We start from the raw sequence: 23438 nt of genomic DNA, 5'->3' as shown, positions 1-23438 counted from the left end.
ACAAATCGGCAAATCCGGCGCAAATGAGCCTGATACGTCTTGAATGTGCCGCTATCTTCCGTCATCTGGCCGTTAACGGTCCGATCGGGCTTGGGGACTATACAAGAGCGATGATGATCAAACACTTTCTGACGATATGCGCTGCCGCGACAGTCGCTGCGGCGGGAACCTCGCTCGCTCAAGCTCAGAGCTATCCGGTCCAGCAGGCGCCGGGCTATGGCCCTCCGGCTGAATATCGTCCGGGCGATCGCACGCCGAACTTCGACGCCCTGGACGAAGACGACGACGCGATGCCGCAGGCCTCGCTGCCGCCGCCCGGACCGGCGGACGATCCGCGCTACGGCCGTCCGGCCGGCGCGCCGCCGGTTTATTCGGCCGCCCCGCAGGGCCCGGTGATGTCGCCGGATGATCCGCGTTACGGCCGCCCGGCCGGCGCTCCGCCGGTCTACTCGGCAGCGCCGCCCCAAGGCCCCGTGATGTCGCCCGACGATCCCCGTTACGGCCGGCCCGCCGGTCCGCCGCCGGTGATCTATGCCAATCGTCCGGGCCAGGCACCGGCCAATGACGGCCTGCGTCCGCCGGAGGCCGTTGGTGGTCCCGCCGCGACCGGTACGGTCCAGGCCGGCCAGCCGCCCGTCGGCGCCGATGGCCGGCCGATGACGATCGCGTCGCTACCGCCCGAGGAGCAGCCGGATGCTGCTCCCGCGCAGCTGCCTCAGAACCTGCGCCGCCAGGAAGTCGCGTTCCAGACCAAGGAGCCGGCCGGCACGCTCGTGGTCGATACGCCACACACCTACCTCTATTACGTGCTCGGCAACGGCCGCGCGATCCGCTACGGCGTCCGCGTCGGCCGCGACGGCTTCACCTGGACCGGCGTGCAGAAGATCACCCGCAAGGCCGAGTGGCCGGATTGGCATCCGCCGACCGAAATGATCGAGCGCCAGCCCTATCTGCCGCGCTTCATGGCCGGTGGCCCCGGCAATCCGCTCGGCGCCCGCGCGATGTATCTCGGCTCGACCGTCTACCGCATCCACGGCACCAACCAGCCCTCGACGATCGGCAAGTTCGTCTCCTCCGGCTGCATTGGCATGCTGAACGAGGACGTCTCCGACCTGTTCGACCGTGTCAAGGTCGGCACCCGCGTGGTGGTGCTGCCGGGCGGCCCGCCGCCGGGAACGGCGACCGCATCCGCTGCGCCGACGCCGGGTGCTGCCGGTCCGGCTCCGATGGCCGCCCAGGCCGGTCCCGTCCCGGGCACGCAGCCGACGGTGGTGCCGCCGTTGCCTGCGCCGGTCACCGTGCGCTAGGCCGATCGCTCAAACATCGATCGAGAAACGGCGCGTGCGCTTCGGCCACGCGCCGTAATCATTTGACGCATCCTTTCCGCCGCGTCCGCACGTTCGCTCGCTTGAATCCGGGCCGGGGTCAACTACGTCCCGGCTGGTTGCCACGAATGCGAGAAACACAAGATGCGAATCTTTGTTGCGGGCGCCACCGGTGCCGTCGGTCGCAAGCTCGTCCCCCTCCTTGTCGCCACCGGTCATTCGGTCATCGCCTCAACCCGGAGCGCCGCGAAGTCCGGCCTTCTCGAGGAGCTTGGTGCCGAATCCGTCGTTGCTGATGGTCTCGATGCGGGGAGCATGCGCGCGGCCGTAAAGGCGGCACGGCCGGACGTGGTCATCCATGAGATGACCGATCTCGCCGCAGCTACCGACCTGCGGCATTTCGATCGCGCGTTCGCGAGAACCAACGAGTTGCGCACTCGCGGAACGGACATTCTGCTCGCGGCCGCGCGCGAGGCCGGCGCCAAGCGCTTCATTGCCCAGAGCTTCTGCGGTTGGACCTTCAGCCGCGACGGGGGAGCGATCAAGACAGAAGCGGATCAGCTTGACCCCAATCCGCCGCAGGAACTTCGCCGCACCCTGGAAGCTATCCAGTACCTGGAGCGCGCGGTGCTGGCATCGACTGCGCCCGAAGGGATCGTGCTGCGCTATGGATTCTTCTATGGCCCGGACACCGGCACGCTGTCGCCGCAGATGAGAGAGCAGCTTCGTCGCCGGCGCGTGCCGGTGATCGGCGATGGCGGTGGCTACTGGTCATTCATTCACACCGAAGATGCCGCCTCTGCGACGGTCGCCGCCATCGAGCGCGGACGCGCGGGCGAGATCTACAACATCGTCGACGACCGTCCGGCCCTGGTCAGGGACTGGCTGCCGGCGCTCGCCGAATTGCTCGGTGCCAAGCCGCCGCTTCACGTGCCCGCATGGCTCGGGCGGCTGCTTGCGGGCGAGCATATGACGGCGATGATGACCGAGGTGCGCGGCGCCTCCAACGCCAAGGCCAAGCGCGAACTGGCTTGGCTGCCGGCACACCCGTCCTGGCGTGATGGCTTTGCCGACGCCGCAAGCTCTTCCGCCGGCCAGCGCTCGGCGGCCTGAGATCATGCTCAACAACGCTTGCAGCGAGCGATGATCATCCCGATTTCATGGCGTTTCAGGCCAGCTTGCGCGGCAGCTTGCCGCCCCTGGTGAAGGCGTCGATCGCCTCGACCATCTGGCCGTAATGGATGCGCAGGCCGTCCGCAGTGGCGTAGCCGAGATGCGGCGTCAACACGAGGTTGTCGAGCTTGCGGAAGGGATGATCGACCGGCAGCGGCTCGACCGAGAACACATCCAAGCCGGCGCCTGCGATCTTCCTCTGCTGCAAGGCCTCGAGCAGCGCCTGCTCGTCCACGATCGGCCCGCGCGCGGTGTTGACGAGGAAGGCGGTCGGCTTCATCCGCGCGAGATCGGCGCGGCCGACCAGCCCGCGCGAGCGCTCGCTCAGCACCACATGGATGGTGACGATGTCGGCTTTCGCGAACAGCTCATCCTTGCTGGCGTAGCCGACGCCGGCCTCCTTGCACTTCTCCGGCGTCAGGTTCGGGCTCCAGGCGATCACGTTCATGCCGAACGCCTTGGCGATCCCTGCCATCTTGCTGCCGAGCTTGCCGAGCCCGACGATGCCGAGCGTCAGTCCCTCGATCTCGATGCCGGCAAAGGTCTGCCAGGGCTCGCCGGCATGCATGCGCGCATTCTCGCGGCCGATGCCGCGGGTCAGTTCCAGGATCAGGCCCATGGCGAGCGGGGCGGTCGGATCGCGCGAATATTGCGTGCCGCCGATGGCGACGCCACGCACCTTCGCGGCCTCCATGTCGATGGCGGCGTTGCGCATGCCGGAGGTCAAGAGCAGCTTCAGCTTCGGCAGCTTGTCGAGCAGGCTCTTCGGAAATGCCGTGCGCTCGCGCATGGCGCAGATGATCTCGAAGTCGGCCAGCGCGCTCGCCGCGGCCTGCTCGGACGCAAATGGGTGGCTGAACACGGTGACATCGACGCGGTCGGAGAGCTTTGGCCAGTCGGCGACGTCGAGGGCGAGGTTGAAATAATCGTCGAGAATTGCACAGCGCAGCCGCGTCATCAGCATTTCATCCATGGCGAGAGGTGACGGCGCGAGCGAGGGGGCGCCCTCGTCGGAGCCGGGCCATGGTTGCGCGCAATCATGCCTGCGCGCAAGCAGCTGACGTCTTCAAAAAATCGTTGGGGGCAGGCTCAGAGGTCGCGGGGCTTCAGGCGGAACGGCGCATCCATGCCGTGCTTGGCGCGCCAGGCCGGGCCAGGGCCGCGCATATAGTGCAATTCGGGCCGGTACGGGTTGAAGGCGGTGGCGAAAAAGCGCTTCCAGAAGCTCTGGATCTCCGAAACGAATCCGGAGACCTGCCCGGCGTCTGCCGGACCAGGGAGAGAGTTGGTCTCGATCATGGCCATGACGCTGTCTCGCTGTGCTCGCCGTTCATTCTGAGCGGGTGGCGCTGTTTCCGCGCGACACCGAGCTTTGGCCTGATTTATTAAAAGATGGTTTCAATTGTCCGGATCGGTGGCCGGATGGTGTCCGTTCCGTATTCAACCGTGGTGAACGGACGGAAAACATTGCCCTTTGGGGGCGGGATCGCTACATCGGCGGCAGCAAATTTCCTCAAATCGAAGGTTTCACGGGACCGATGGCGCGCCAGTTCATCTATTTCATGCAGGGCCTGACCAAGAGCTACCCGACCCGGAAGGTGCTCGATAACGTTCATCTGAGCTTCTACCCGGACGCCAAGATCGGCGTGCTCGGCGTCAACGGCTCGGGCAAGTCGACCCTGCTCAAGATCATGGCCGGCCTCGACAAGGAATACACCGGTGAGGCCTGGGTCGCCGAAGGCGCCCGCGTTGGCTATCTCGAGCAGGAGCCGCAGCTCGATTCCAAGCTTTCTGTGCGCGAGAACGTCATGCAGGGCGTCGCCAAGCAGAAGGCGATTCTCGACCGCTACAACGAACTCGCGGTCAATTATTCGGACGAGACCGCGGACGAGATGACCAAGCTCCAGGACGAGATCGAGGCCCAGGGCCTCTGGGATCTCGACAGCAAGGTCGACCAGGCCATGGACGCGCTGCGCTGCCCGCCCGACGATGCCGATGTGACGAAACTCTCCGGCGGTGAGCGCCGCCGCGTCGCGCTATGCAAGCTGCTGCTCGACCAGCCCGAGCTGTTGCTGCTGGACGAACCGACCAATCATCTCGATGCCGAGTCCGTGTCGTGGCTCGAAGGGCATTTGCGCAATTATCCCGGCGCGATCCTGATCGTCACCCACGACCGCTATTTCCTCGACAACGTGACGGGTTGGATCCTCGAGCTCGACCGCGGCCGCGGCATTCCCTATGAGGGCAATTACTCGTCGTGGCTGGTGCAGAAGCAGAAGCGCCTCGAGCAGGAAGGCCGCGAGGACGCCGCGCATCAGAAGACGCTCGCCCGCGAGCAGGAATGGGTCGCCTCCTCGCCGAAGGCGCGCCAGGCCAAGTCCAAGGCGCGCTACCAGCGCTATGAGGAGCTGCTCAAGAAGGCGAGCGAGAAGCAGACCCAGACCGCACAGATCATCATCCCGGTCGCCGAGCGGCTCGGCGCCAACGTGGTCGATTTCGAGGGGCTCAGCAAAGGCTTCGGCGATCGTCTCCTGATCGACGACCTCACGTTCAAGCTGCCGCCAGGTGGTATCGTCGGCGTCATCGGTCCCAACGGCGCCGGCAAAACCACTTTGTTCAGGATGATCACGGGCCAGGAGAACCCGGACTCCGGCACGATCACGGTCGGCGAGACCGTGCATCTTGGCTATGTCGATCAGTCGCGCGATGCGCTCGACGGCAAGAAGACCGTGTGGGAGGAGATCTCCGGCGGCAACGAATTGATCCTGCTCGGCAAGAAGGAAGTGAACTCGCGCGGCTATTGCTCGGCGTTCAACTTCAAGGGTGCCGACCAGCAGAAGAAGGTCGGCGCACTCTCCGGCGGAGAGCGCAACCGCGTGCACCTCGCCAAGATGCTCAAGTCCGGCGCCAACGTGCTGCTGCTCGACGAACCGACCAACGACCTCGACGTCGATACGCTACGCGCGCTCGAAGAGGCGCTGGAGGATTTCGCTGGCTGCGCTGTCATCATCAGCCACGATCGCTGGTTCCTCGACCGCATCGCGACGCACATCCTCGCGTTCGAGGGCGACAGCCATGTCGAATGGTTCGAGGGCAACTTCCAGGATTACGAGAAGGACAAGATGCGCCGACTCGGCCAGGACAGCATCATTCCGCACCGCGTGAAGTACAAGAAGCTGACGCGGTGATTTCGGCATGATGTGGCGGGCGCTCATCGCTGCGGTGATCACTGTCACTTGTGGCCTGTCGCCCGCCCGCGCCGCCGACGCAGCTTTCACACAGTTCGTCGCCTCGCTGTGGCCCGAGGCGCAGGCCGCCGGCGTCTCGCGCGCGACCTTCGAGGAACAGACGCGCGGGCTCGAGCCCGACTACAAGCTGCCCGATCTGATCCTGCCGGGGCGGCCCGCCACCGGTGCGCCGTCGCAGGCCGAGTTCGTGCAGGTGCCCGCCGACTACGTCAAGGAAGCCTCGATCGCACGGCTTGCAGGCGAGGGGCAGCGGCTGCTGCAAAAATATCGCACCGCGCTGACCGAGATCGAAAAGAAATCCGGTGTACCTGCGACCGTCATGCTCGCGATCTGGGGCCGTGAGACCGATTTCGGCCGCTACACGCTGCCTTACGATCTCGTCCGCGTGCTGGCGACACAGGCCTATGTCGGACGCCGCAAGGATCAGTACCGCAACGAGTTCATCCTCTCGCTGAAGATCCTCGGCGAGGGCGTGGTGACGCGCAAGGACATGCGCTCGTCCTGGGCCGGTGCGACCGGCCTCACTCAGTTCCTGCCGTCCGAATATTACAAGCACGGCGTCGATTTCGACGGCGACGGCCGCATCGATATCTGGCATTCGGTGCCGGATGCGCTGGCGTCCGCCGCGCAGCAGCTCGTCAACAAGGGCTGGCAAAGTGGCGTGCGCTGGGCCTACGAGGTGCAGGCGCCGGCCAAGCTCGATTGCACCACCGGCGTGCCCGAGGTGACGAAGCCGATCGGCCAGTGGCTGCGCGAAGGCTTCGTGCCGGTGCGCGGGCAGAAACTCAGCGCGGCCGAGCAGGCGCAGCCGGCCTCGTTGCTCCAGCCCGAAGGGATCTACGGCCCGTCGTTCCTGACCACGAAGAACTACTTCGTCATCAAGGAGTACAATTTCTCCGATCTCTACGTGCTGTTCGTCGGCCATCTCAGTGACCGCATGACCAGCCCGCTGCCTTTCGCAACGCCCTGGTCAGCTTCGAAGCAGTTGCGCACCAAGGACGTCGAGACCATGCAGCGCGGTCTCACGCGCATCGGGCTCTACAAGGACAAGATCGACGGCAAGGCGGGCATGCAGACCCGCGCCGCGCTCGGTGCCTACCAGAAGTCGGCGGGCCTCAAGGTCGATTGCTGGCCGAACGAAGAGGTGCTGCGCTCGATCCAGGCTGCGCGATAGCGCAGCAAAAGAAAAAGCCCGGCCGAGATGCTCGGCCGGGCTTCGTTCGCGGCGCGTCTGAGCGCCACGCGATCGGATCAGTAGCAGACGCGGACCGGGCGGACGACCCAGCCGTAGCCGTCCCAATACCGCTCACGCCGCCAGTAGCAGGGCGCGGGCGGCGGGGGCTCAGCCACGTAAACGGGGCCGCCATAGGCGGGACGGCTCGACGCGATGGCGCCGCCGACGATCGCGCCGCCGATCAGGCCGGCCGCGATGCCGGCGCCGACGCCATCATGCGCCTTCGCGGACGGTGTCGCGGTCACCAGCGAACCGGCGACTGTCGCAACCGTGAGGGCAGCAACTAAAGTCTTCTTCATGCTCAGGGCTCTCCTGGGAGATGGGCTCACCTTGTTAGAGGCGCCCGGGTTTCAAAGGTTCACGCACACTCTGATGGAATTGACCGTTGGGCTAGGAAGCGCGCAAATGGTCAATCCACGGTAAACGCACACGGAGCTGTGACGAGAAAAAGCGGTCTTTTTCAGGCTCCAAGATGAACGGCGCCTCCGTAATGAACCGGTTCACGGCGACTCAGCCGCAGACCCTGACGCGGCGGGCGCGCCAAGCGTAGCCGTCCCAGAAGCGCTGCTTCTGCCAGACACACCCGCCGCCGTAATAGTCGTCGGCGACATAGCCCGGGCCCGGAGCGTAGTAGCGGGGCGGATAGTAGCCGGGCTCGTAATAGCCGGGGCCCGGTCCGTAATAATACGGAGATGCCAGCGCGCCACCGACAATGGCGCCGCCGATGATCCCGGCCGCCACGCCCGCAGCGACGCCGCGTTGCGCATGGGCGGGTGCTCCGGCCGTCAGGACCAGAGTGACGATGGCAGCGGCTGCCACGAGCGACTTCTTCATTGGCTTGACCTTTCGCACAATCATGCGGAACTCTTTGGGGGCAGAGTTCCATACTTCGCTTGAATGATCAATGAACGGCGCCCTTGCGGGGTACGACCAATTAGTATGGACCGCGGCTCCGAGGCGATGATGAGCAACGCGTTGGCAAATGCATTGATTGCGGCCGGGATCGTCTTCGCGATCGGCTACGGCTGGATCACATATCTCCAGAACCGCGGACGCCGGTCCCGCGCAGCAGCCGCTAGCGATGGAGGCAGTAGCAGCGGCGATAGCTACTCGGGGACGAGCGACGGCTTGTCGCTGGGAAGCTGGTTTTCCAGCGACAGTTCGGGGAGCTCGACTGACGGCGGCAGCTGTTCCAGCAGCGATGGCGGCGACTAGGTCCGCTGCAATCTTGATCCAGCGCAACGCCCTATTTTAGAGCCGTTCTAGGCCGTTGCGAGCCAGTTTGGAATAGCTTCAAATTCCGATTTTTCCTTTTGCATCCGGCCGCCCCCTTAAATATCGATGTTGACGCATCACCGAAGGGCCTGCCGCTTCCATGATCGTTTGTTCTTGTAACGTGCTGAGCGATGACGACATCCGCGCCGCCGTCGCCGAGTCCGACGACGCCGTGCGCCATGCCAAGCAGGTTTATGGATGCCTCGGCTGTAACGCCGAATGCGGCCGCTGTGCCCGGACCATCAAAACCATCATCGACGAAGCGCTTGGCCCTTGTGCCCAATCCTGCTGTGCCGGCTGTCCGCACAGCCATACTGTGGCCGCCAATGACGAGACGGTCGAACCCGCTCAGTTCGCGCTCGCAGCCTGCTGAAACCTTCCATATGGTCTGCTGAGCTTTTCCCTCGGCTGCGTGCTCACTAGCCGGTTGCCCTCGCCCGCAAACTCATTTAGAAACATTCTAAATTCGGTTTAGGGCCGATTTGGACTGCAAGAGCTGGAGTGAACCATGCAGGGCGACGCAAAGGTCATCGAATATCTCAATAAGGCACTGCGTCACGAACTGACTGCGATCAACCAGTATTGGCTGCATTACCGTTTCCTCGACAATTGGGGCCTGCTGGACATGGCCAAGGTCTGGCGCAAGGAGTCGATCGAGGAGATGGAGCATGCCGACAAGCTCACGGCGCGCATTCTGTTCTTCGACGGCTTTCCGAACATGCAGGTGCTCGATCCCTTGCGCATCGGCCAGAACGTCAAGGAGATCATCGAATGCGACCTCGCCGCCGAGATGAGCGCCCGGGCGCTCTACCAGGAAGCGGCGACCTACTGCCATGGCGTCAAGGACTACGTCACGCGTGACCTGTTCGAGAAGCTGATGAGCGACGAGGAGCATCACATCGATTTCCTCGAAACCCAGCTCGACCTGATCGGCCGTATTGGCATCGAACTCTACACGCAGAAGCACGTCGGCGGGCTCGAAGGCGAGGGGCATTAATCTGGCGCGTTAGCGCTGCATTCCCCACTGTCGTCCCGGCCTTCGCCGGGACGACACCGGTTGCGCCAGCTACAGCTGCGTCTTGTAGAGCTCCTCCACGATCTCCTGACTCTGCGGCTCACCGAGGCTGGTCTGCTCGTGGATGATTTCGACGATGCTCGGCATCACCGAGCGCTGCACCTTCTCCGGTGACCATAGCTTCGAGCGCATCAGCGCCTTGCCGCAGTGGAAATAGACCTCGGTGACGGCGACGTTCAGCACCGCGCGCGGCGGCTTGCCGAATTCCACCATCGAGGCAACCAGATCCGGATCAGCCGACAACGTGCCGCGTCCGCCGACGCGCAGCGTCTCGTCGATCCCTGGTACGAAGAACAACAGGTGCACGAAGCCCGAGCCTTCGACGACGTTGCGAAAACTGTCGATCCGGTTGTTGCCGGAGCGGTCGGGCATCAACAGCTGGTTGGGACCGGCAACGTGGACGAAGCCGATGCCGCCGCCGCGGGGCGAAGCGTCGACGCTGCCGTCCGCTCCCGATGTCGCGAGCACGCAGAACGGCGACATCTCGATGAATTTCTTCGCATGCGCATCGATCGCGGGCCGCGCTTTCGCAATGACGCGCGGCGATGGCTTGGCATAGATGGTTGCGAGGTCTTCGGCGCAAAGATCGGTCAACGGCATGCCTCCGCTTCTGGTTTGCCTCAAGCTACCCGATCAGGCGCCTCCAGCCAACGAAATCCATACCGCTAAACCGCATCCGCCGACGAAAGGCGCGATTGTCCCGCGCGTCGATTCGTATCGTCGGCGCGATTAACCGAGCTGTCAGCGCAATGCATTGCTCAAATCATATGCGGCGTCGAGGCCCTGCATATGATGCCTTGCGAGATGAGGGCGCGTGTGGCGCTCCTACATCGTCCGCTGCGGCGCCGTCTGCAGAAATTGCCGGATCTGCTCGCTGTAGAATTTCGCATTGCCAGTGGTGCCGTGGCCGCGCGTCTCAGTGCTCGCTGGGATCAGGAAGAGCCGACCGTTCTTGACCCGCTTCATCGCAGCGTCCGTAATGCCAGTCTCGGGCGGGTTGCGCTCGTCGTCGGCGGAATTGATCAGAAGCAGCGGGGCTTCGATTTGCTCCAGCTTCTCCCCGGCATTGTAGTCATGCGAGGATTCCCACTGATAAACGAAGTCGTTGGCATCCGCGGTGATCGGCGTCGCGAGCCGATCGTCGACGATCTTGTCGGCCTTCGCTGCTGTCGGCGCCTGCTGCTGATAGGCCAGCGTGCCGCCGATGCTGGCGATGCCATAGGCCGTGATGGCGTATTTCATCATGCGGGGCTGGCTGGTGTAATTGCCGCCATTGTAATCGGGATCGTTGCGGATGGTGTCGAGCATGATCCGCCGCAGCATCCAGTTGCGGGAGGCCATCTCGGTCGGCTGCGAGGCCATCGGGATCAGCGCGTCCCTCGCGCTCGGGTATTTTTCTCCCCATAGCCAGGTGTGCATGCCGCCCATCGAATTGCCGATGACGAGCCGCAGATGCTTGACGCCGAGGCCCTCTGTCACCAGGCGATGTTGCGCCTCGACCATGTCGTCGTAATTGTACTTCGGAAAGCTCGTCTTCATGCCGTCGGAGGGCTTTGATGATTTGCCATGGCCGATACTATCGGGAATGATGATGTAGTATTTGGAGGCATCGAGCGGTTGCCCTGGGCCGAACAGCTCGCCGGCAAAGGCGGGCGCCAGCATGCTCGCGCCCGAGCCGCCTGTTCCGTGCAGCACCAGCACGGGCTGGCCGCTCGGCTCGCCGACGGTGGTGTAGTGCAGCTTCAGCTCCGGCATGGTCTCGCCGGTGTGGAACTTGAAATCCCGGGCGATCCAGTCGCCTTGGTTGGGCGCCGGATAGTCGGCTGCCCATGCTGACGTTGAGATGGAAAGCAGAACGGCCGACAAGGCCGCGCAAGAAGCTTTCATGTTTCTCTCCCCATGCGGCACGTATTGGGCGGCCGCGTTGCCGCGGAACTTAACAGAAGTGCGGGGAAGGATGTAGGATTTCGCCGTTGCCAACCGTCCTTGGGGATATATCCGGAGAGACTGCATGTGCCGCAACATCAAGACGCTGTTCAACTTCGAACCACCGGCGACGGAGGACGAGATCCACGCCAGCGCGCTCCAGTTCGTGCGAAAGCTGTCCGGCTTCAACAAGCCATCGCAGGCCAATGAGGAGGTGTTCGAACGCGCGGTGGCGGAAGTCTCGGAGGCGGCGCGGCGGCTGTTGGCCTCGCTGCACACCCATGCGCCGGCGCGCGACCGCGAGGTCGAGGCGGAAAAGGCAAAGGAGCGCTCGCGGCTGCGGTTCGGATAGGTTTTCCCGATAGCCCATTCCGTGATCTGGCTCACGGAAGCAAGAATCCTACTGCGCGATGATGACCGCCGGGATTTCGACAGCCCGGAGCAGGATCATGAGCCGCCCCCTTCTTCCTCTGAAAGCAGGTGCCATCGTCCTCACAGTGCTGTGGACTGCCTGGATGATGTGGTGGGGCGGCTCCTTCTCGAGCATGAACATGATCATCCTCGCCCTGTGCGGCGCCGCAGTGGGCTATCTCTGGTATCGCGCCATGCGCTGGCAGTTCGAGCGCATGGGCATGCTGCCGCGACGCGAAAACAAAGAATAGGCTGTCTGCTAACCCTTGTTGCCGTGCTTCTTCTTTTTCTTCTTTTTCCTATCGACCTCGTCTTCGCCGTCGTCGCTTCCGTCATCGGCGATCGGCTCGTCAGGCTCCTGCACGGCGGCCTCCAGCGCCTCGCGCTCGGCGGCTTCATGCTCGCGCTGGCGGCGGCGTTCGTCCCAGGCGTCGAAGAGTTGCTCGAGCCACGGCAGCACCTGTTCGACCGACGGCAATTGGCCGGGCGGTCCGGCCTCGCCACGCGGGCCTTGCGGCCCCGCCGGCCCCTGCGGTCCGACAGGCCCCTGCGCGCCGGCCGGTCCGCGCGGACCGGCTTCGCCTTGCTTGCCTTGCGGACCAGGCTTGCCTGGCGGTCCGGCCTTTCCGATCGGCCCCGGCTTGCCTTGCGGACCCGGCTTGCCGCGCGCGCCGTCGGGGCCGCGCCGGCCCGGATGACCCTGTGGTCCCGGCCGTCCCGGCTCACCCTGCCGCCCGCGCGGTCCCTGAGGTCCCTGCCGTCGTCCCTGATCGTCTGCCACGCCGCTGCTCCCTGTCACGGAAGCAAGCTACTTAGCGGCGTTTGACGACAGCAGCAATTCCGCCCGCGTCTCGCACGGGATCGGCCAACATCAATCGGCACCGCGCACTAATCCTGATAGGCGGGCACGTCGATTCCGGAGGCGGCATAGAGCCGGATCTTGTTGCGCAGCGTGCGCACCGACAGGCCGAGCACGCGCGAGGCACGCGTGCGGTTGCCGTCGCAGCGCGCCAGGGTCTGGAGCACGAGCTCGCGCTCGACTTCGTCGACGGTCGCGCCGATCAGCAACGGAACGATCTGGTTGGGTGCAAGGAATTGCGCGTCCGGCTGGGACGCGGCGACATGAACAGTGGTCATCAACATACTCCCCGATCAACGCCCGCTTCCATCATTGGAAGCGGATCGAGAACAAACGACCCCCAAGCTGTAGATGTACGGTGGTCGGGTTTGGTTAACGAAAGGTTAACCGTGGACGATCGCACCAATTGACCTCAGCAATGCCGCGAAGCCGCCGCGATTGGCGCGGGATGGGAGCTGATGCGGGTCGATCTCGCGTCACACACCGTGTCATCGTCCGCGAAAGCGGACGATCCCGTACCCCGCGGCACCTCGTGAGACATCAGACTCTCTGGAATACTGGATCGCCCACCTGCGCGGGCGGTGACAGCGCGTATATGGATGCAGCTTGGTCCCTCGTTCACACCGTCCGATATCCGCCGTCCACCATCACGATCGTTCCCGTGACAAAGGCCGACAGATCCGAGGCCAAGAAGATTGCCGGTCCCACGATGTCCTCGGGCTTGCCGGTGCGCGCCAGCGGGGTGTGATCGACGAAGGCCTGCACCAGCGCCGGATTGGTCGCGCGCACATTGGCGTTGATGTTGGTCTCGATGAAGCCGGGCCCGATCGCGTTGACGCGCACGCCTTCCTTGCCGAGCTCGACCGCGAGCGCCTTGGTGAAGCCGAGCACGCCGTGTTTCGAGGTGGTATAGGCCGCCGAGCTCGGCGTGCGCAGATGCACGAAGGACTGGATCGAACCGATATTGACGATGCGGCCCTTGCTCGCGCGCAAGGGCGCGAGGAACGCCTGCGTCATGTTGAAGACGCCGTTGAGATTGAGTGAGATAATGTCGTTCCAATCCTTCGCCACCGTCTCCGTCTCGGCGGTGAAGGCGTTGCGGCGGGTGATGCCGGCATTGTTGACGAGGATCGAGACCTGCCCGACCTTGTCGGCGATTTGCTGTGCCAGCGCGAAGCAATCCTCGCGCCTGGTCACGTCCAGCGCAAAGCTCTCGGCCTTGCCCCCAGCTTTGCGGATCTCCTGGGCGGCCTCCGCCACCGTGTCGGCATTGACGTCGAGCAGCACCACTTGCGCGCCTTCCCGCGCGTAGCCGGCCGCAATCGCCCGGCCGATGCCGGAACCGGCGCCGGTGACCACGGCGATGTGGTTTGCGAGCAATGCCATGACAGTTTCCTCCCGATTTCTTTGCGAAGTTTCACGAAAAGCTAACTCGAAATTAAGGGGTCGGAAACGGCGGCCTTGGCATACTGATCTTGATTGCTAAACGTTGCGCGCATGATGGAACGGCTTGAATCCTGGAAACTGGCGCTCGAGCGCCTGCGGTCGGCGCAGTCTGCCGATTGGGCCGAGGCGGGCCGCTTGGTGACCGAGATCGCGCGGATGAGCAGCGACGTCACGCTGCGCCGGGCGGCGGAGCAGGCGCTGCCGGTGCTGCGCCAGGCCGCGGACAACGACGATCACAGCGTCACGCTGGCGGCCCAGCGCCGCGTCGGTGTGGTCCTCGATGTCATTCATGATCTGACCGCGCCGCGCTTCGGTCGCCGCAATGCCATGCCGAAGAAGCTGTCGAGCGAGGATCGCGCCCGCAAGGTTCTCGGCCTGCCGCTCGCCGTGCAGCTCACTTGCGACGATATCAACCGGGCCTATCGCCGCGCTGCCAAGGGCATGCATCCCGACCATGGCGGCAGCGCGCAAGCCTTCATCGACCTCGCCGCCGCGCGCGACATCCTGATTCATCCGGGTGCACACAAGGACGCGTGAGAGCGGGTCAGCTCACGTTCACGCAAAAAAAACGGCCGGGCAAGAACGCTGGCGTCCTTGCACGGCTCTTCGTCCGCCGATCGAATCGTTACCAGGTGCAATGGCCGTTCCTGAGCGCCTGATCTTTCACCATCAACGCATCGCCGAACGTCGGGACGGTCGCGCTGACGCGGGCATAGTCGGAAGGCCAGGGCATGGTCGGGATGCTCTCGTCCCAGATCTGGCAGAAGCCGGTGTCCTGCCAGCGGATCAGGTGATAGCCGGCCTCGGCAGGGCTCGCAGCGACGAACGCAGTGACGGCAAGACCGACGGCAGCGCAGAGCACGGAAATACGATGCATGATCAGCTCCTCAAATGAAAGATGGGATGCGCCTCCCGACAATGACGGGGAGGGGCGGTGCGGGACGTTTTTGGCATACGCCCCGGACAAGATGTGAGTAGGTCCGCCGGCCGATCGGGTTCAAAGCGGACACGCGGGAAAATGCGTGAATTTGGCCCGGAAAACGTGAGCCTCTTCCGAAAAGAAAAGAGCGAATCGCTCCTGCGATCCGCCCTTCAAGCCCGGTCCGTTGCGTCAGCTTCAGAACGTGCAGCGGCGCTCCGAGCGCAGCTTGATCTGGAGGTCGGAGGCGGCCTGGAAGGTCGGGAGCGGCTTGCTGACGACCTTGTAGGTCGACACGCCGAACTGGAACGGCTTGTATTGCAGGTCCTCGTTCCAGACCTGGCAGATGCCGGTGTTGTCCCACCGGATCACGTAATAGCCGGCCTTCGCCGAAGCGGGCACGGCGAACACGGAAGAAGCGATGCCGGCAACGGCACAGAGCGCGAGTGCGCGACGCATGAAGTATCTCCTTGTGGGGGAAGTGTGTGACGCGAAAATTCGTGCGGTAAAAGCAGGTTCTTGGCAAGCCGGGGAGCGGCCGTTCACGGACATGTCAGACAGCGCCGGGCATTTGGTTTGGCCGCGTGCCCGGCAAGTCACACGCACTTCGTGCGGCTCACTTCGACAGCGATGCCACCGCTTCGATCTCGATCAGCATCTTCGGATCGGGCAGCGCCTGCACCACGCAAGTTGTGCGCGCGGGGTAGGGCGGCGGGCCGAAGGCGCCGGCATAGAGCGCGTTCATGGCGGCAACGTCCGCGGCGCGGGTCAAGAGCACGTTGACCTTGGCGAGGTCGCGGATGGTCGCGCCGGCCTCGTCGAGCACGCGTCTGATGTTGACGACGACGTTGGCGAACTGCGCCTCGAACCCATCGGGCAGCGTGCCATTGGCATCGAAGCCGGGAATGCCGGAGACGAACAGGAGGTCGCCGACGCGCGTGGCAAAGGACAGCGGCGGCGCCTTGACGTGCGGCGGGGGCGCGAAATGCTGAATCGGCATGGATCACCTCGGTCGGTTTTCTCGTGTTTCACGAGCGTAGCGGCAGGCCGGGGGCCGCTCAAAACAAAATATGCGAAAACAACCCCATGCACAGTAGAAAAGCCGAGACGTGTCAATGTATTCGGGAAGTCCGAAATAATCGTTGACCCGTCGGGCAAAACACTGGCAGAATGGCATCATGGCGACAATGCCCTGTAGCTTCAAACTCCACCGTCATGCCCCGGCTTGCCGCCTTCGCTAAAGCTTCGGCGGCCGCCGCGGCCTCTCGGCTCAACCATGACCGCTTCTGGAATACTGGATCGCCCGCCTGCGCGGGCGATGACAGTTGGATGCTGCATCTTGCACGTCACGTCCGCCCCATCATGTTGCCGCCGCGATCGATCGGATAGATTTGTCGCGTCTGATTCGATCCCCCTGAAAAATAGCCCCCCGGAGACACCCATGAAGTTCGCATCCACCTTCCGCGCCGTGCTGGTCGCCATCATCGCCCTGGCTGGCCTTGCGACTGCGGCACGGGCCGACAGCGGCTTCGTGACGCTGACGATCTACAAGGCGGGCTGGATCATCGGCGGCTCGGGCGGCAGCGGTGTGCTCAGCTTCCGCGGCCGCACCTATGGGCTCTCCACCGGCGGCCTCGATTACGGCCTCGTGTTCGGCGGCTCGAAAACCGTACTGCGCGGCCGGGTCTCCAACATCAACCGTCCCTCGGATGTGGCTGGCGTCTACGGCGCCGCCGGTGCCGGCCTTGCCGTCGGCCGCGGCGCCCGTGCCATCGTGCTGACCAACCAGAAGGGCGCGGTGCTGGAATTGACCGGCCAGCAGGTCGGGTTGATGGCGAATGCAGATCTCAGCGGGCTTGCGATCACGATGCGGTAGGCGAGGTGCCCTGGGTGGAAGGCGCGCAAGCGCCGTGCGCACCATTAGTGTCAGCACAATACAAAACAGTTGGTGGCACGCTTTCGCTTTGCCGACCCTACGGTCGCGACGCGGCGTTGAACACCGCAAGCTGCGCATCGAACGCCCGCCTGAAAGCCGGCCGCGCTTCGCCGCGGCCGACATAGGCGGCAACGGCAGGATATTCGTCGAGTAAGCCCGATGTGTTCAGCCTGCGCAGCACCGTCACCATCATGAGATCGCCGGCGTTGAACGCGCCGTCGAGCCAGTCGGCACTGCCGAGGTGGCGGGACAATTCGCCGAGCCTGACACGGACGCGGTCCTGGAGCATGGGCAGGCGCTCCGCGTACCAGCTCTTGTCGCGCTCGAACAGCATCGCCATGGCGAGCTCGACGATCGGCGGCTCCACCGTGCTGAGTGCGGCAAACATCCACGCGATCGCACGGCTCCGCGCATTCGCATCCTTCGGGAGCAAGCCATCGTGGCGCTCGGCGATATGCAGCACGATCGCCCCGGACTCGAACAGCGCGAGATCGCCGTCCTCATAGGTGGGGATCTGCCCGAACGGATGCAGCGCAAGGTGCGCCGGTGCCTTCATCGCCTCGAATGAAACAAGACGCACATCGTAGGGCTGGCCGACCTCCTCCAGCGCCCAGCGCACCCGCATGTCGCGCGCCTGCCCCCGGCCGCGGTCGGGGGAGTTTTCGAAGGCGGTGATGGTGGGCGGCATGCGTAGGCTCCGGGGTGGTCTGTTTCCAGAGGACGAACGACCGACGCAGTTTCCGACAGGCTAGCGCAAGGCGAGTGGCGGCGTGCCCCGGACGCGGTGCAGCGCGCCGCTTTTTGCGGCGTGATGCGCTGCAGAGCCGGGGCCCATGGCGGATCCGTACCGGAGCCTCTGGGTCCCGGGTCTGCGCTCCGCTTGCCCGGGACACGAGAGCGGAGGCGTTCCGCGAGGAAACTATTCAGTGCGCGCGATCGATCCACGCCGCCAGCTCGCGCCACGGCTCGATCGTCCAATGCCCGGACGCCGCACCGGACGGCGAGGGAAGCACGAAGACCTCCGGCAGGCTGGCATCGCGCGGTTGTCGCCCCAGCGCAATCGCAGCCGACGGCCGGCCATAGAACAAGCTCGCCGCCTTCTTGCTCGTGAACGCAATCGTCCGCGGCCGATACTTTTCCATCTTCGCCCTGAAGCCCGGCACGTCGATCGTCTCCGCCGCGATCTGGTGATCCATCCCGGCGCCCGACTTGGAGAGATCGGTGAAGCCGATCCCGAGCGCGATCAGCGATGCAAACTCGCCCGGCTGATAGCGCCGCGGCGTGATCCCGGCCTCATGGATGGCGCGCCAGAAGCGGTTGCGGGGATGGGCGTAGTAGTGCCCGAGTTCAGCCGAGCGCGTCGAGGCGGCGGTGCCGACAAAGACGAGGCGGAGGTTGGGACGGAGCTGGTCGGGGAGGCGGTGGAGGGTAGGGGTGGGCAAATCGGCCAACTTTTGCGTTGTAACCTACAGAGCGTCAGCGGCGTCCGGGCCGCTGTCAATCCCGGATGTCACCCTGGCTACGCTGCGCTCTAAAAAGAAGCCGAGCTTTCGCCCGGCTTCTCGCTCCTGATGGATGCTCGAGCAAGCCCGCGCATAACGAGCGGAGAATTACAACACCCGATTACTCTCCTTCACCTTCTCCGCATCCAAATATACGCTCGATCCCATCTCCTTGAACTTCTCGCTCATCTGCTTCATGCCGTCTTCGACGCTGCCGGCCATCGACATGCCCACCGAGTTCGGATCGTTCAGCGTCGCCGCGTAATCCCGCACGTCCTGGGTGATCTTCATCGAGCAGAATTTTGGGCCGCACATCGAGCAGAAATGGGCGACCTTGTGGGCTTCCTTGGGCAGGGTCTCGTCGTGGAAGCTCTTTGCGGTGTCCGGATCGAGGCCGAGGTTGAATTGGTCGGTCCAGCGGAATTCGAATCTCGCGCGGGAGAGGGCGTCGTCGCGCAGTTGCGCGGCGGGGTGGCCCTTGGCGAGGTCGGCGGCATGGGCGGCGATCTTGTAGGTGATGACGCCGGTCTTGACGTCGTTGCGGTCGGGCAGGCCGAGATGCTCCTTCGGCGTGACGTAGCACAGCATGGCGCAGCCGAACCAGCCGATCATGGCAGCGCCGATGCCTGAGGTGATGTGGTCGTAGCCCGGCGCGATGTCGGTGGTCAGCGGTCCAAGCGTGTAGAATGGCGCTTCGCCGCACTCCTTGAGCTGCTTGTCCATGTTGATCTTGATCTTGTGCATCGGCACGTGGCCGGGGCCTTCGATCATGACCTGGCAGCCCTTGTCCCACGCGATTTTCGTCAGTTCGCCGAGCGTCTCCAACTCGGCAAACTGCGCCCGGTCATTGGCATCCGCGATCGAGCCGGGCCGCAGGCCGTCGCCGAGCGAGAACGAGACGTCATATTTGCGCATGAGGTCGCAGATTTCGTCGAAATGCGTGTAGAGGAAGCTCTCCTTGTGGTGCGCCAGGCACCACTTCGCCATGATCGAGCCGCCGCGGCTGACGATGCCGGTGACGCGGCTGGCGGTGAGATGGATGTATTGCAGGCGCACGCCGGCGTGGATGGTGAAATAGTCGACGCCCTGCTCGCACTGCTCGATCAAGGTGTCCTTGTAGAGCTCCCAGGTCAGCTTGACCGGATCGCCATTGCACTTCTCCAGCGCCTGGTAGATCGGCACGGTGCCGATCGGCACCGGCGAGTTGCGCAAGATCCATTCGCGCGTGGTGTGGATGTTGCGTCCGGTCGAGAGGTCCATCACGGTGTCGGCGCCCCAGCGGATCGCCCACACCATCTTCTCGACCTCTTCCTCGACCGAAGAGGTCACCGCCGAGTTGCCGATATTGGCGTTGATCTTGGTCAGGAAGTTGCGGCCGATTATCATCGGCTCGAGCTCGGAATGGTTGATGTTGCAGGGGATGATGGCGCGGCCGCGCGCGATCTCGTCGCGCACGAACTCCGGCGTGATGAAGGCGGGCACCGATGCGCCAAAGCTCTCGCCGTCGGCGAGCGCGGCTTCCGCGCGCTCGAGCTGTTGTTTGCGCCCGAGATTTTCGCGGGCGGCGACGTAGATCATCTCCTTGGTGATGATGCCGGCGCGGGCGAATTCGAGCTGCGTGGTCTTGTGGCCGGGAAGGCCGCGCAGCGGCTTGTGATAGGCCGAGAAGGCGCGCGCGGCCTTGTCGGTGGAGACGCTGCCATTATCCTCCGGCTTGATCTGGCGCCCGTCATATTCTTCGACGCCGCCGCGCTCCAGCACCCATTGCTTGCGGTTGCGCGCAAGGCCGGCGTTGACGTCGATGGTCACGCTCGGGTCGGTGTAGGGACCCGAGGTGTCGTAGACCGGCAGGTTCGGCTCGCCGGCGCCTTCGGAGAGGATGATCTCGCGCAGGGGCACGCGCAGGTCGGGCGCGGCGTCGGGCGTCGCGAAGATTTTTCGCGAGGAGGGAAGGGGACCGGTGGTGACGGCGGGGACGGTCTTGTCGGGGTTGGAACGGATGTTCATGGGGATTCTCCGGTTAATTCTGTTCTGCGTGCGTTGGCGCGACTGCGGTGAATTCTTGCTCCGTCATTGCGAGGAGCCCTTGCGACGAAGCAATCCAGACCGCCTTCGCGGAAAGTTCCTGAATTGCTTCGCTTCGCTCGCAATGACGGGTGGTGAGAGCGGAGCGATCATCACGCAGCCTCCTTCGACAGGTCGAGCCATTGCCGCACGCGCGCATCCGGGTCGGGATTTTGCGTGACGTCGGAAACCACGGCGATGGAATCCGCGCCTGCGGCAAAAATCTCCGCGGCGTGCTCGAGCTTGATGCCGCCGATCGCGACCAGCGGGATATCGCCGATGCGCTTTTTCCATTCGGTGACTTTTGGAATGCCCTGCGGCTCGAAGCGCATCGATTTCAGCGTGGTGAAGAAGATCGGGCCGAGCGCGACGTAGTCGGGTTTGGCTTTGAGCGCGGTCGCAAGCTCGTCGTCGTCATGGGTGGAGATGCCGAGCGACAGCCCGGACTCGCGGATGGCCTTGAGATCGGCATCCGCCAGATCCTCCTGGCCGAGATGCAGATATTTTGCGCCGGCGACGACCGCGGCGCGCCAATAGTCGTTCACGACCAGCTTGGCCTGCGTGTCTTTGGTGATCGCCAGCGCATCGGTGACGATCTGCAGCGCGTCGGCATCGTTCAGCTCTTTCGCGCGCAGCTGGATGGTGCCGACGCCGAGTTTCGTCAGGCGCTCGACCCATGTGAGGCTGTCGACGACGGGATAGAAAGGATCAGGATACGGCATGCCAGAACGGGGTCCCAACGACAGGGGTGGAGGGGGAGGCGAAGTCGCGGGCGTCCATCAGCCCGGCTTCGTAAGCGGTGCGGCCGGCCTCGACGCCGAGACGGAAGGCGTTGGCCATCGCAACGGGGTCGGCGGCCTTTGCGATCGCGGTGTTGAGCAGCACGGCATCGTAGCCGAGCTCCAGCGCGTGGGCCGCGTGGGAGGGCGCCCCTAAGCCGGCGTCAACCACCAGCGTGATGTCGGGCAGCCGCTCGCGCAGCAGTTTCAGCGCGTCGCGGTTGGTGATGCCGCGGGCCGAGCCGATGGGGGCTGCCCATGGCATCACCACCTTGCAGCCGGCATCGACCAGGCGGTTGGCGACCGAGAGATCCTCGGTGCAATAGGGGAACACCTCAAAGCCGTCCTTGATCAGGATGCTGGCCGCCTCGACCAGGCCGACGACGTCGGGCTGCAGCGTGTCGTTGTCGGCGATCACTTCGAGCTTGATCCAGGACGTGCCGAACAATTCGCGGGCGAGTTTTGCCGTCGTCACCGCCTCCCGTACGCTGCGGCAACCGGCGGTGTTCGGCAGCACCGTGACGTCAAGCTCGCGGATCAGCTTCCAGAACGCGTCTCCGGTCTTGCCGCCGGCGGATTCGCGGCGCAGCGAGACGGTGACGATGCTCGCGCCGGAGGCGCGGATCGCGGCCTGCATGATCGCGGGCGAGGGATAGAGCGCGCTGCCGATCAGCAGGCGCGAGGCGAAGGTCTTGCCGTAGAAGGTCACCATGATGAATTCCCCCTTCATTCCGGACGGGCCGCGGGACGCGGTCCGATCCGGAATCTCGAAGTTGCGGCGCGAGATTCCGGGTTCACGCTTCGCGTGCCCCGGAATGACGAGCCAAAAAGAGCCGTCGTCGCGAAGAGAGCGCGCCATCATCACTTCACCCTCCCTGCCGCGGCGTGATGATCTCGATCTCGTCGCCGGCTTTCAGCTGCGTCTCCGCCCAGCGGCTTTTCGGCACGACGTCGTAATTGAGCGCGATGGCGAAATGGGTGCCCTCGTAGCCGAGCTCGGTGAGCAGCGCGTCGACGCTGGCCGAGCTCACTTCGCGCTGCTCACCATTGACGATCACCCGCACTGCATCACCTCATTGTCGATCTGGCCGCGCTGGACATAGGCAAGTGTCAGCTCGGCGAGCGCCGGCGCGAGCAGGAAGCCATGGCGATAGAGGCCATTGACGGCGATCTTCTCGCCGCGAATGCCGATCCGCGGCAAATTGTCGGGAAAAGCGGGACGCAGGCCCGAGCCGAACTCGACGATGCGGGCTTCGCCGAAGGCAGGATGCACCGCATAGGCCGCGCCGAGCAGCTCGAGCGCCGAGCGCACGCTGACGCCGGTGTCCTCGGCCTCGATCGAGGTCGCGCCCAGCATGAACAGATTGTCCTCGCGCGGGATGACATAGAGCGGCCAGCGCGGATGGATCAATCGCACCGGACGCGCAAGGTGCACCTCGTCCGTCTCGATCAGGATCATCTCGCCCTTGACGCCGCGCAGCTCGGGCTGCTCGTCGCGCGCGGAAAGGCCGCGGCAGTCGATCACGACGCCATCGAGCTCGGCGGCGCTGACGCGGCTTTCGAACTTGATGGTGCCGCCGGCGGCGCGGATGCGCTCGTGCAATTTCGGCAGCACGCGGCGCGGCTCGACGTGGCCCTCGCTCGGGAAGAACAGGGCTTCGCGGAAGCGGCCCTCCAGCGACGGCTCCAGCGCGGCAAGACCGGCCGCATCGAGCCGCTCGTGACCCTCCGTCATGCGGGCAAAGCGCTCGAAATCGTTGCGCTCGCGGGGATGGGCGACGACGAGCGAGCCGTTGAACGGCGTTTCCGGCAATTCGCGGCGCCAGATCTCGAGCGAGCGCAGGCCGAGGCGGCTGACGATGGGCTCGGCCACCTCCGCCTCGCAATAGGGCGCGAGCATGCCGCCGGCCCAATGGCTGGTGGCATCGGTCATGGCGGCGTCACCACGCTCGTGTAACGTCACGACATGGCCGGCCTGCGCGAACAGCAAGGCCTGCCAGGCGCCTGCGATCCCTGCGCCGATGATGGATACCGGTGAATCCGGTCGCTTGGTGGTCTGCAACATCCCTGTCCCTTCGCCGGCATGACCCGGATCAGGTTCAAAGGGTCACCGCGGTCCTGGGCGGTATTGCCCATTTAGCGGTATCTCAGCTCCTCCTCGGAGCACCCCTCGGAACGGCTCTAATGTATGCCAGTGACGGCCGGTGTCAACGCGTTAAGCCACACGGCCGTCATTCCGGGGCGATGCAAAGCATCGAACTATGGT

The 23438-nt window shown here is 64.5% G+C and carries 30 protein-coding genes and 1 riboswitch; of the genes, 11 read left to right on the top strand and 19 right to left on the bottom strand.

Annotation, left to right across the window (positions count from 1 at the left end; translation table 11 throughout):
* Positions 1-113 precede the first annotated feature (113 nt).
* Positions 114-1307, top strand: a complete 1194-nt coding sequence (locus tag IVA96_RS27600; protein ID WP_247278603.1) for a L,D-transpeptidase — start codon at positions 114-116, stop codon at positions 1305-1307.
* A gap of 162 nt (positions 1308-1469) precedes the next feature.
* Positions 1470-2438, top strand: coding sequence for an NAD-dependent epimerase/dehydratase family protein (locus tag IVA96_RS27595; protein ID WP_247420425.1), 969 nt, complete (start codon positions 1470-1472; stop codon positions 2436-2438).
* Positions 2439-2493: 55 nt separating this feature from the next.
* Here IVA96_RS27595 and IVA96_RS27590 read toward each other — a convergent pair whose 3' ends face one another.
* Positions 2494-3456, bottom strand: coding sequence for a D-2-hydroxyacid dehydrogenase family protein (locus IVA96_RS27590; protein ID WP_247278400.1), 963 nt, complete (start codon positions 3454-3456; stop codon positions 2494-2496).
* A 131-nt stretch (positions 3457-3587) separates the two neighbouring features.
* Complete coding sequence (locus IVA96_RS27585; RefSeq protein WP_247278401.1) at positions 3588-3803, bottom strand: hypothetical protein; 216 nt, start codon at positions 3801-3803, stop codon at positions 3588-3590.
* 233 nt (positions 3804-4036) lie between these two features.
* On the opposite strand from IVA96_RS27585, the gene ettA reads away from it, so the two are divergent.
* Together ettA and IVA96_RS27575 are read left to right on the top strand one after the other, a co-directional pair.
* The gene (ettA, locus tag IVA96_RS27580) at positions 4037-5686 is read left to right on the top strand and encodes an energy-dependent translational throttle protein EttA (protein ID WP_247420423.1); all 1650 of its coding nucleotides are present in this window, start codon (positions 4037-4039) and stop codon (positions 5684-5686) included.
* 7 nt (positions 5687-5693) lie between these two features.
* Entirely contained in the window at positions 5694-6920 is a 1227-nt protein-coding gene (locus tag IVA96_RS27575) for a lytic murein transglycosylase (protein WP_247420421.1), read from the top strand.
* 77 nt (positions 6921-6997) lie between these two features.
* On the opposite strand, the gene IVA96_RS27570 is transcribed toward IVA96_RS27575, so the two are convergent.
* Both IVA96_RS27570 and IVA96_RS27565 read right to left on the bottom strand, forming a co-directional pair.
* Entirely contained in the window at positions 6998-7279 is a 282-nt protein-coding gene (locus tag IVA96_RS27570; RefSeq protein ID WP_247278404.1) for a hypothetical protein, read from the bottom strand.
* A gap of 211 nt (positions 7280-7490) precedes the next feature.
* Complete coding sequence (locus tag IVA96_RS27565; RefSeq protein ID WP_247278604.1) at positions 7491-7814, bottom strand: hypothetical protein; 324 nt, start codon at positions 7812-7814, stop codon at positions 7491-7493.
* 126 nt (positions 7815-7940) lie between these two features.
* Between IVA96_RS27565 and IVA96_RS27560 the strand changes: the two genes are divergently transcribed.
* The 3 genes from IVA96_RS27560 (at position 7941) to bfr (ending at position 9252) form a co-directional block, all read left to right on the top strand.
* On the top strand, positions 7941-8195 hold the full coding sequence (locus tag IVA96_RS27560; protein WP_247420505.1) for a hypothetical protein: 255 nt from the start codon (positions 7941-7943) through the stop codon (positions 8193-8195).
* Positions 8196-8355: 160 nt separating this feature from the next.
* A complete protein-coding gene (locus IVA96_RS27555; protein ID WP_247278405.1) occupies positions 8356-8628 on the top strand; it encodes a (2Fe-2S)-binding protein in 273 nt (90 codons plus the stop codon).
* Between the two features lie 135 nt (positions 8629-8763).
* Positions 8764-9252: a bacterioferritin gene (gene bfr / locus IVA96_RS27550; protein WP_247278406.1), complete on the top strand. Its 489-nt coding sequence runs from the start codon at positions 8764-8766 to the stop codon at positions 9250-9252.
* Positions 9253-9321: 69 nt separating this feature from the next.
* On the opposite strand, the gene IVA96_RS27545 is transcribed toward bfr, so the two are convergent.
* Positions 9322-9924, bottom strand: coding sequence for an MSMEG_1061 family FMN-dependent PPOX-type flavoprotein (locus IVA96_RS27545; RefSeq protein WP_247420503.1), 603 nt, complete (start codon positions 9922-9924; stop codon positions 9322-9324).
* A gap of 231 nt (positions 9925-10155) precedes the next feature.
* The gene (locus tag IVA96_RS27540) at positions 10156-11217 is read right to left on the bottom strand and encodes an alpha/beta fold hydrolase (RefSeq protein WP_247420418.1); all 1062 of its coding nucleotides are present in this window, start codon (positions 11215-11217) and stop codon (positions 10156-10158) included.
* A gap of 124 nt (positions 11218-11341) precedes the next feature.
* Here IVA96_RS27540 and IVA96_RS27535 point away from each other — a divergent pair, with 124 nt between their 5' ends.
* Together IVA96_RS27535 and IVA96_RS27530 are read left to right on the top strand one after the other, a co-directional pair.
* Complete coding sequence (locus IVA96_RS27535) at positions 11342-11608, top strand: DUF2277 domain-containing protein (RefSeq protein ID WP_247278408.1); 267 nt, start codon at positions 11342-11344, stop codon at positions 11606-11608.
* Positions 11609-11705: 97 nt separating this feature from the next.
* A complete protein-coding gene (locus IVA96_RS27530; protein ID WP_247278409.1) occupies positions 11706-11918 on the top strand; it encodes a hypothetical protein in 213 nt (70 codons plus the stop codon).
* An 8-nt stretch (positions 11919-11926) separates the two neighbouring features.
* Here the strand turns inward: IVA96_RS27530 and IVA96_RS27525 are convergent, their stop codons facing one another.
* The 3 genes from IVA96_RS27525 to fabG all read right to left on the bottom strand — a co-directional run bounded on the left by IVA96_RS27525 (position 11927) and on the right by fabG (position 13912).
* Positions 11927-12448, bottom strand: coding sequence for a collagen-like protein (locus IVA96_RS27525; protein WP_247278410.1), 522 nt, complete (start codon positions 12446-12448; stop codon positions 11927-11929).
* Positions 12449-12555: 107 nt separating this feature from the next.
* Positions 12556-12804: a helix-turn-helix domain-containing protein gene (locus IVA96_RS27520; protein WP_247278411.1), complete on the bottom strand. Its 249-nt coding sequence runs from the start codon at positions 12802-12804 to the stop codon at positions 12556-12558.
* Between the two features lie 340 nt (positions 12805-13144).
* Positions 13145-13912 carry a 3-oxoacyl-ACP reductase FabG gene (fabG, locus tag IVA96_RS27515; protein ID WP_247278412.1) on the bottom strand — a complete coding sequence of 256 codons (768 nt, stop codon included), beginning with the start codon at positions 13910-13912 and terminating at the stop codon, positions 13145-13147.
* A gap of 111 nt (positions 13913-14023) precedes the next feature.
* Between fabG and IVA96_RS27510 the strand changes: the two genes are divergently transcribed.
* Positions 14024-14509, top strand: coding sequence for a J domain-containing protein (locus IVA96_RS27510; RefSeq protein ID WP_247278413.1), 486 nt, complete (start codon positions 14024-14026; stop codon positions 14507-14509).
* A gap of 88 nt (positions 14510-14597) precedes the next feature.
* Here the strand turns inward: IVA96_RS27510 and IVA96_RS27505 are convergent, their stop codons facing one another.
* The 3 genes from IVA96_RS27505 to IVA96_RS27495 form a co-directional block, all read right to left on the bottom strand.
* Entirely contained in the window at positions 14598-14849 is a 252-nt protein-coding gene (locus tag IVA96_RS27505) for a hypothetical protein (protein WP_247278414.1), read from the bottom strand.
* 240 nt (positions 14850-15089) lie between these two features.
* Positions 15090-15350: a hypothetical protein gene (locus tag IVA96_RS27500; RefSeq protein WP_247420414.1), complete on the bottom strand. Its 261-nt coding sequence runs from the start codon at positions 15348-15350 to the stop codon at positions 15090-15092.
* Positions 15351-15507: 157 nt separating this feature from the next.
* A complete protein-coding gene (locus IVA96_RS27495) occupies positions 15508-15891 on the bottom strand; it encodes a RidA family protein (RefSeq protein ID WP_247278416.1) in 384 nt (127 codons plus the stop codon).
* A gap of 441 nt (positions 15892-16332) precedes the next feature.
* Between IVA96_RS27495 and IVA96_RS27490 the strand changes: the two genes are divergently transcribed.
* On the top strand, positions 16333-16767 hold the full coding sequence (locus IVA96_RS27490; RefSeq protein WP_247420411.1) for a hypothetical protein: 435 nt from the start codon (positions 16333-16335) through the stop codon (positions 16765-16767).
* 97 nt (positions 16768-16864) lie between these two features.
* Here the strand turns inward: IVA96_RS27490 and IVA96_RS27485 are convergent, their stop codons facing one another.
* The 7 genes from IVA96_RS27485 to IVA96_RS27455 all read right to left on the bottom strand — a co-directional run bounded on the left by IVA96_RS27485 (position 16865) and on the right by IVA96_RS27455 (position 23237).
* Positions 16865-17515: a glutathione S-transferase family protein gene (locus tag IVA96_RS27485; RefSeq protein WP_247420407.1), complete on the bottom strand. Its 651-nt coding sequence runs from the start codon at positions 17513-17515 to the stop codon at positions 16865-16867.
* 235 nt (positions 17516-17750) lie between these two features.
* Positions 17751-18269, bottom strand: coding sequence for a mismatch-specific DNA-glycosylase (locus tag IVA96_RS27480; RefSeq protein WP_247420404.1), 519 nt, complete (start codon positions 18267-18269; stop codon positions 17751-17753).
* Positions 18270-18437: 168 nt separating this feature from the next.
* Positions 18438-20336, bottom strand: a complete 1899-nt coding sequence (thiC, locus tag IVA96_RS27475; RefSeq protein WP_247420401.1) for a phosphomethylpyrimidine synthase ThiC — start codon at positions 20334-20336, stop codon at positions 18438-18440.
* Positions 20337-20506: 170 nt separating this feature from the next.
* Complete coding sequence (locus tag IVA96_RS27470) at positions 20507-21115, bottom strand: thiamine phosphate synthase (protein ID WP_247420399.1); 609 nt, start codon at positions 21113-21115, stop codon at positions 20507-20509.
* Positions 21102-21884, bottom strand: coding sequence for a thiazole synthase (locus IVA96_RS27465; protein ID WP_247420501.1), 783 nt, complete (start codon positions 21882-21884; stop codon positions 21102-21104). Before IVA96_RS27465 ends, IVA96_RS27470 begins: the two co-directional genes overlap by 14 nt.
* A gap of 154 nt (positions 21885-22038) precedes the next feature.
* Positions 22039-22236, bottom strand: coding sequence for a sulfur carrier protein ThiS (gene thiS, locus IVA96_RS27460; protein WP_247420398.1), 198 nt, complete (start codon positions 22234-22236; stop codon positions 22039-22041).
* The gene (locus IVA96_RS27455; RefSeq protein ID WP_247420397.1) at positions 22227-23237 is read right to left on the bottom strand and encodes an FAD-dependent oxidoreductase; all 1011 of its coding nucleotides are present in this window, start codon (positions 23235-23237) and stop codon (positions 22227-22229) included. The genes thiS and IVA96_RS27455 overlap by 10 nt, the downstream gene beginning before the upstream one ends.
* A riboswitch (TPP riboswitch) is annotated at positions 23225-23353 on the bottom strand. (Overlaps the previous gene by 13 nt.)
* Positions 23354-23438: the final 85 nt, after the last annotated feature.

Origin of the sequence: Bradyrhizobium sp. 159, from assembly GCF_023073795.1 — a bacterium.
Taxonomy (GTDB): domain Bacteria; phylum Pseudomonadota; class Alphaproteobacteria; order Rhizobiales; family Xanthobacteraceae; genus Bradyrhizobium.
Note: the sequence above shows the minus strand (reverse complement) of the source record. Positions and strands in the feature narration are given on the sequence as shown.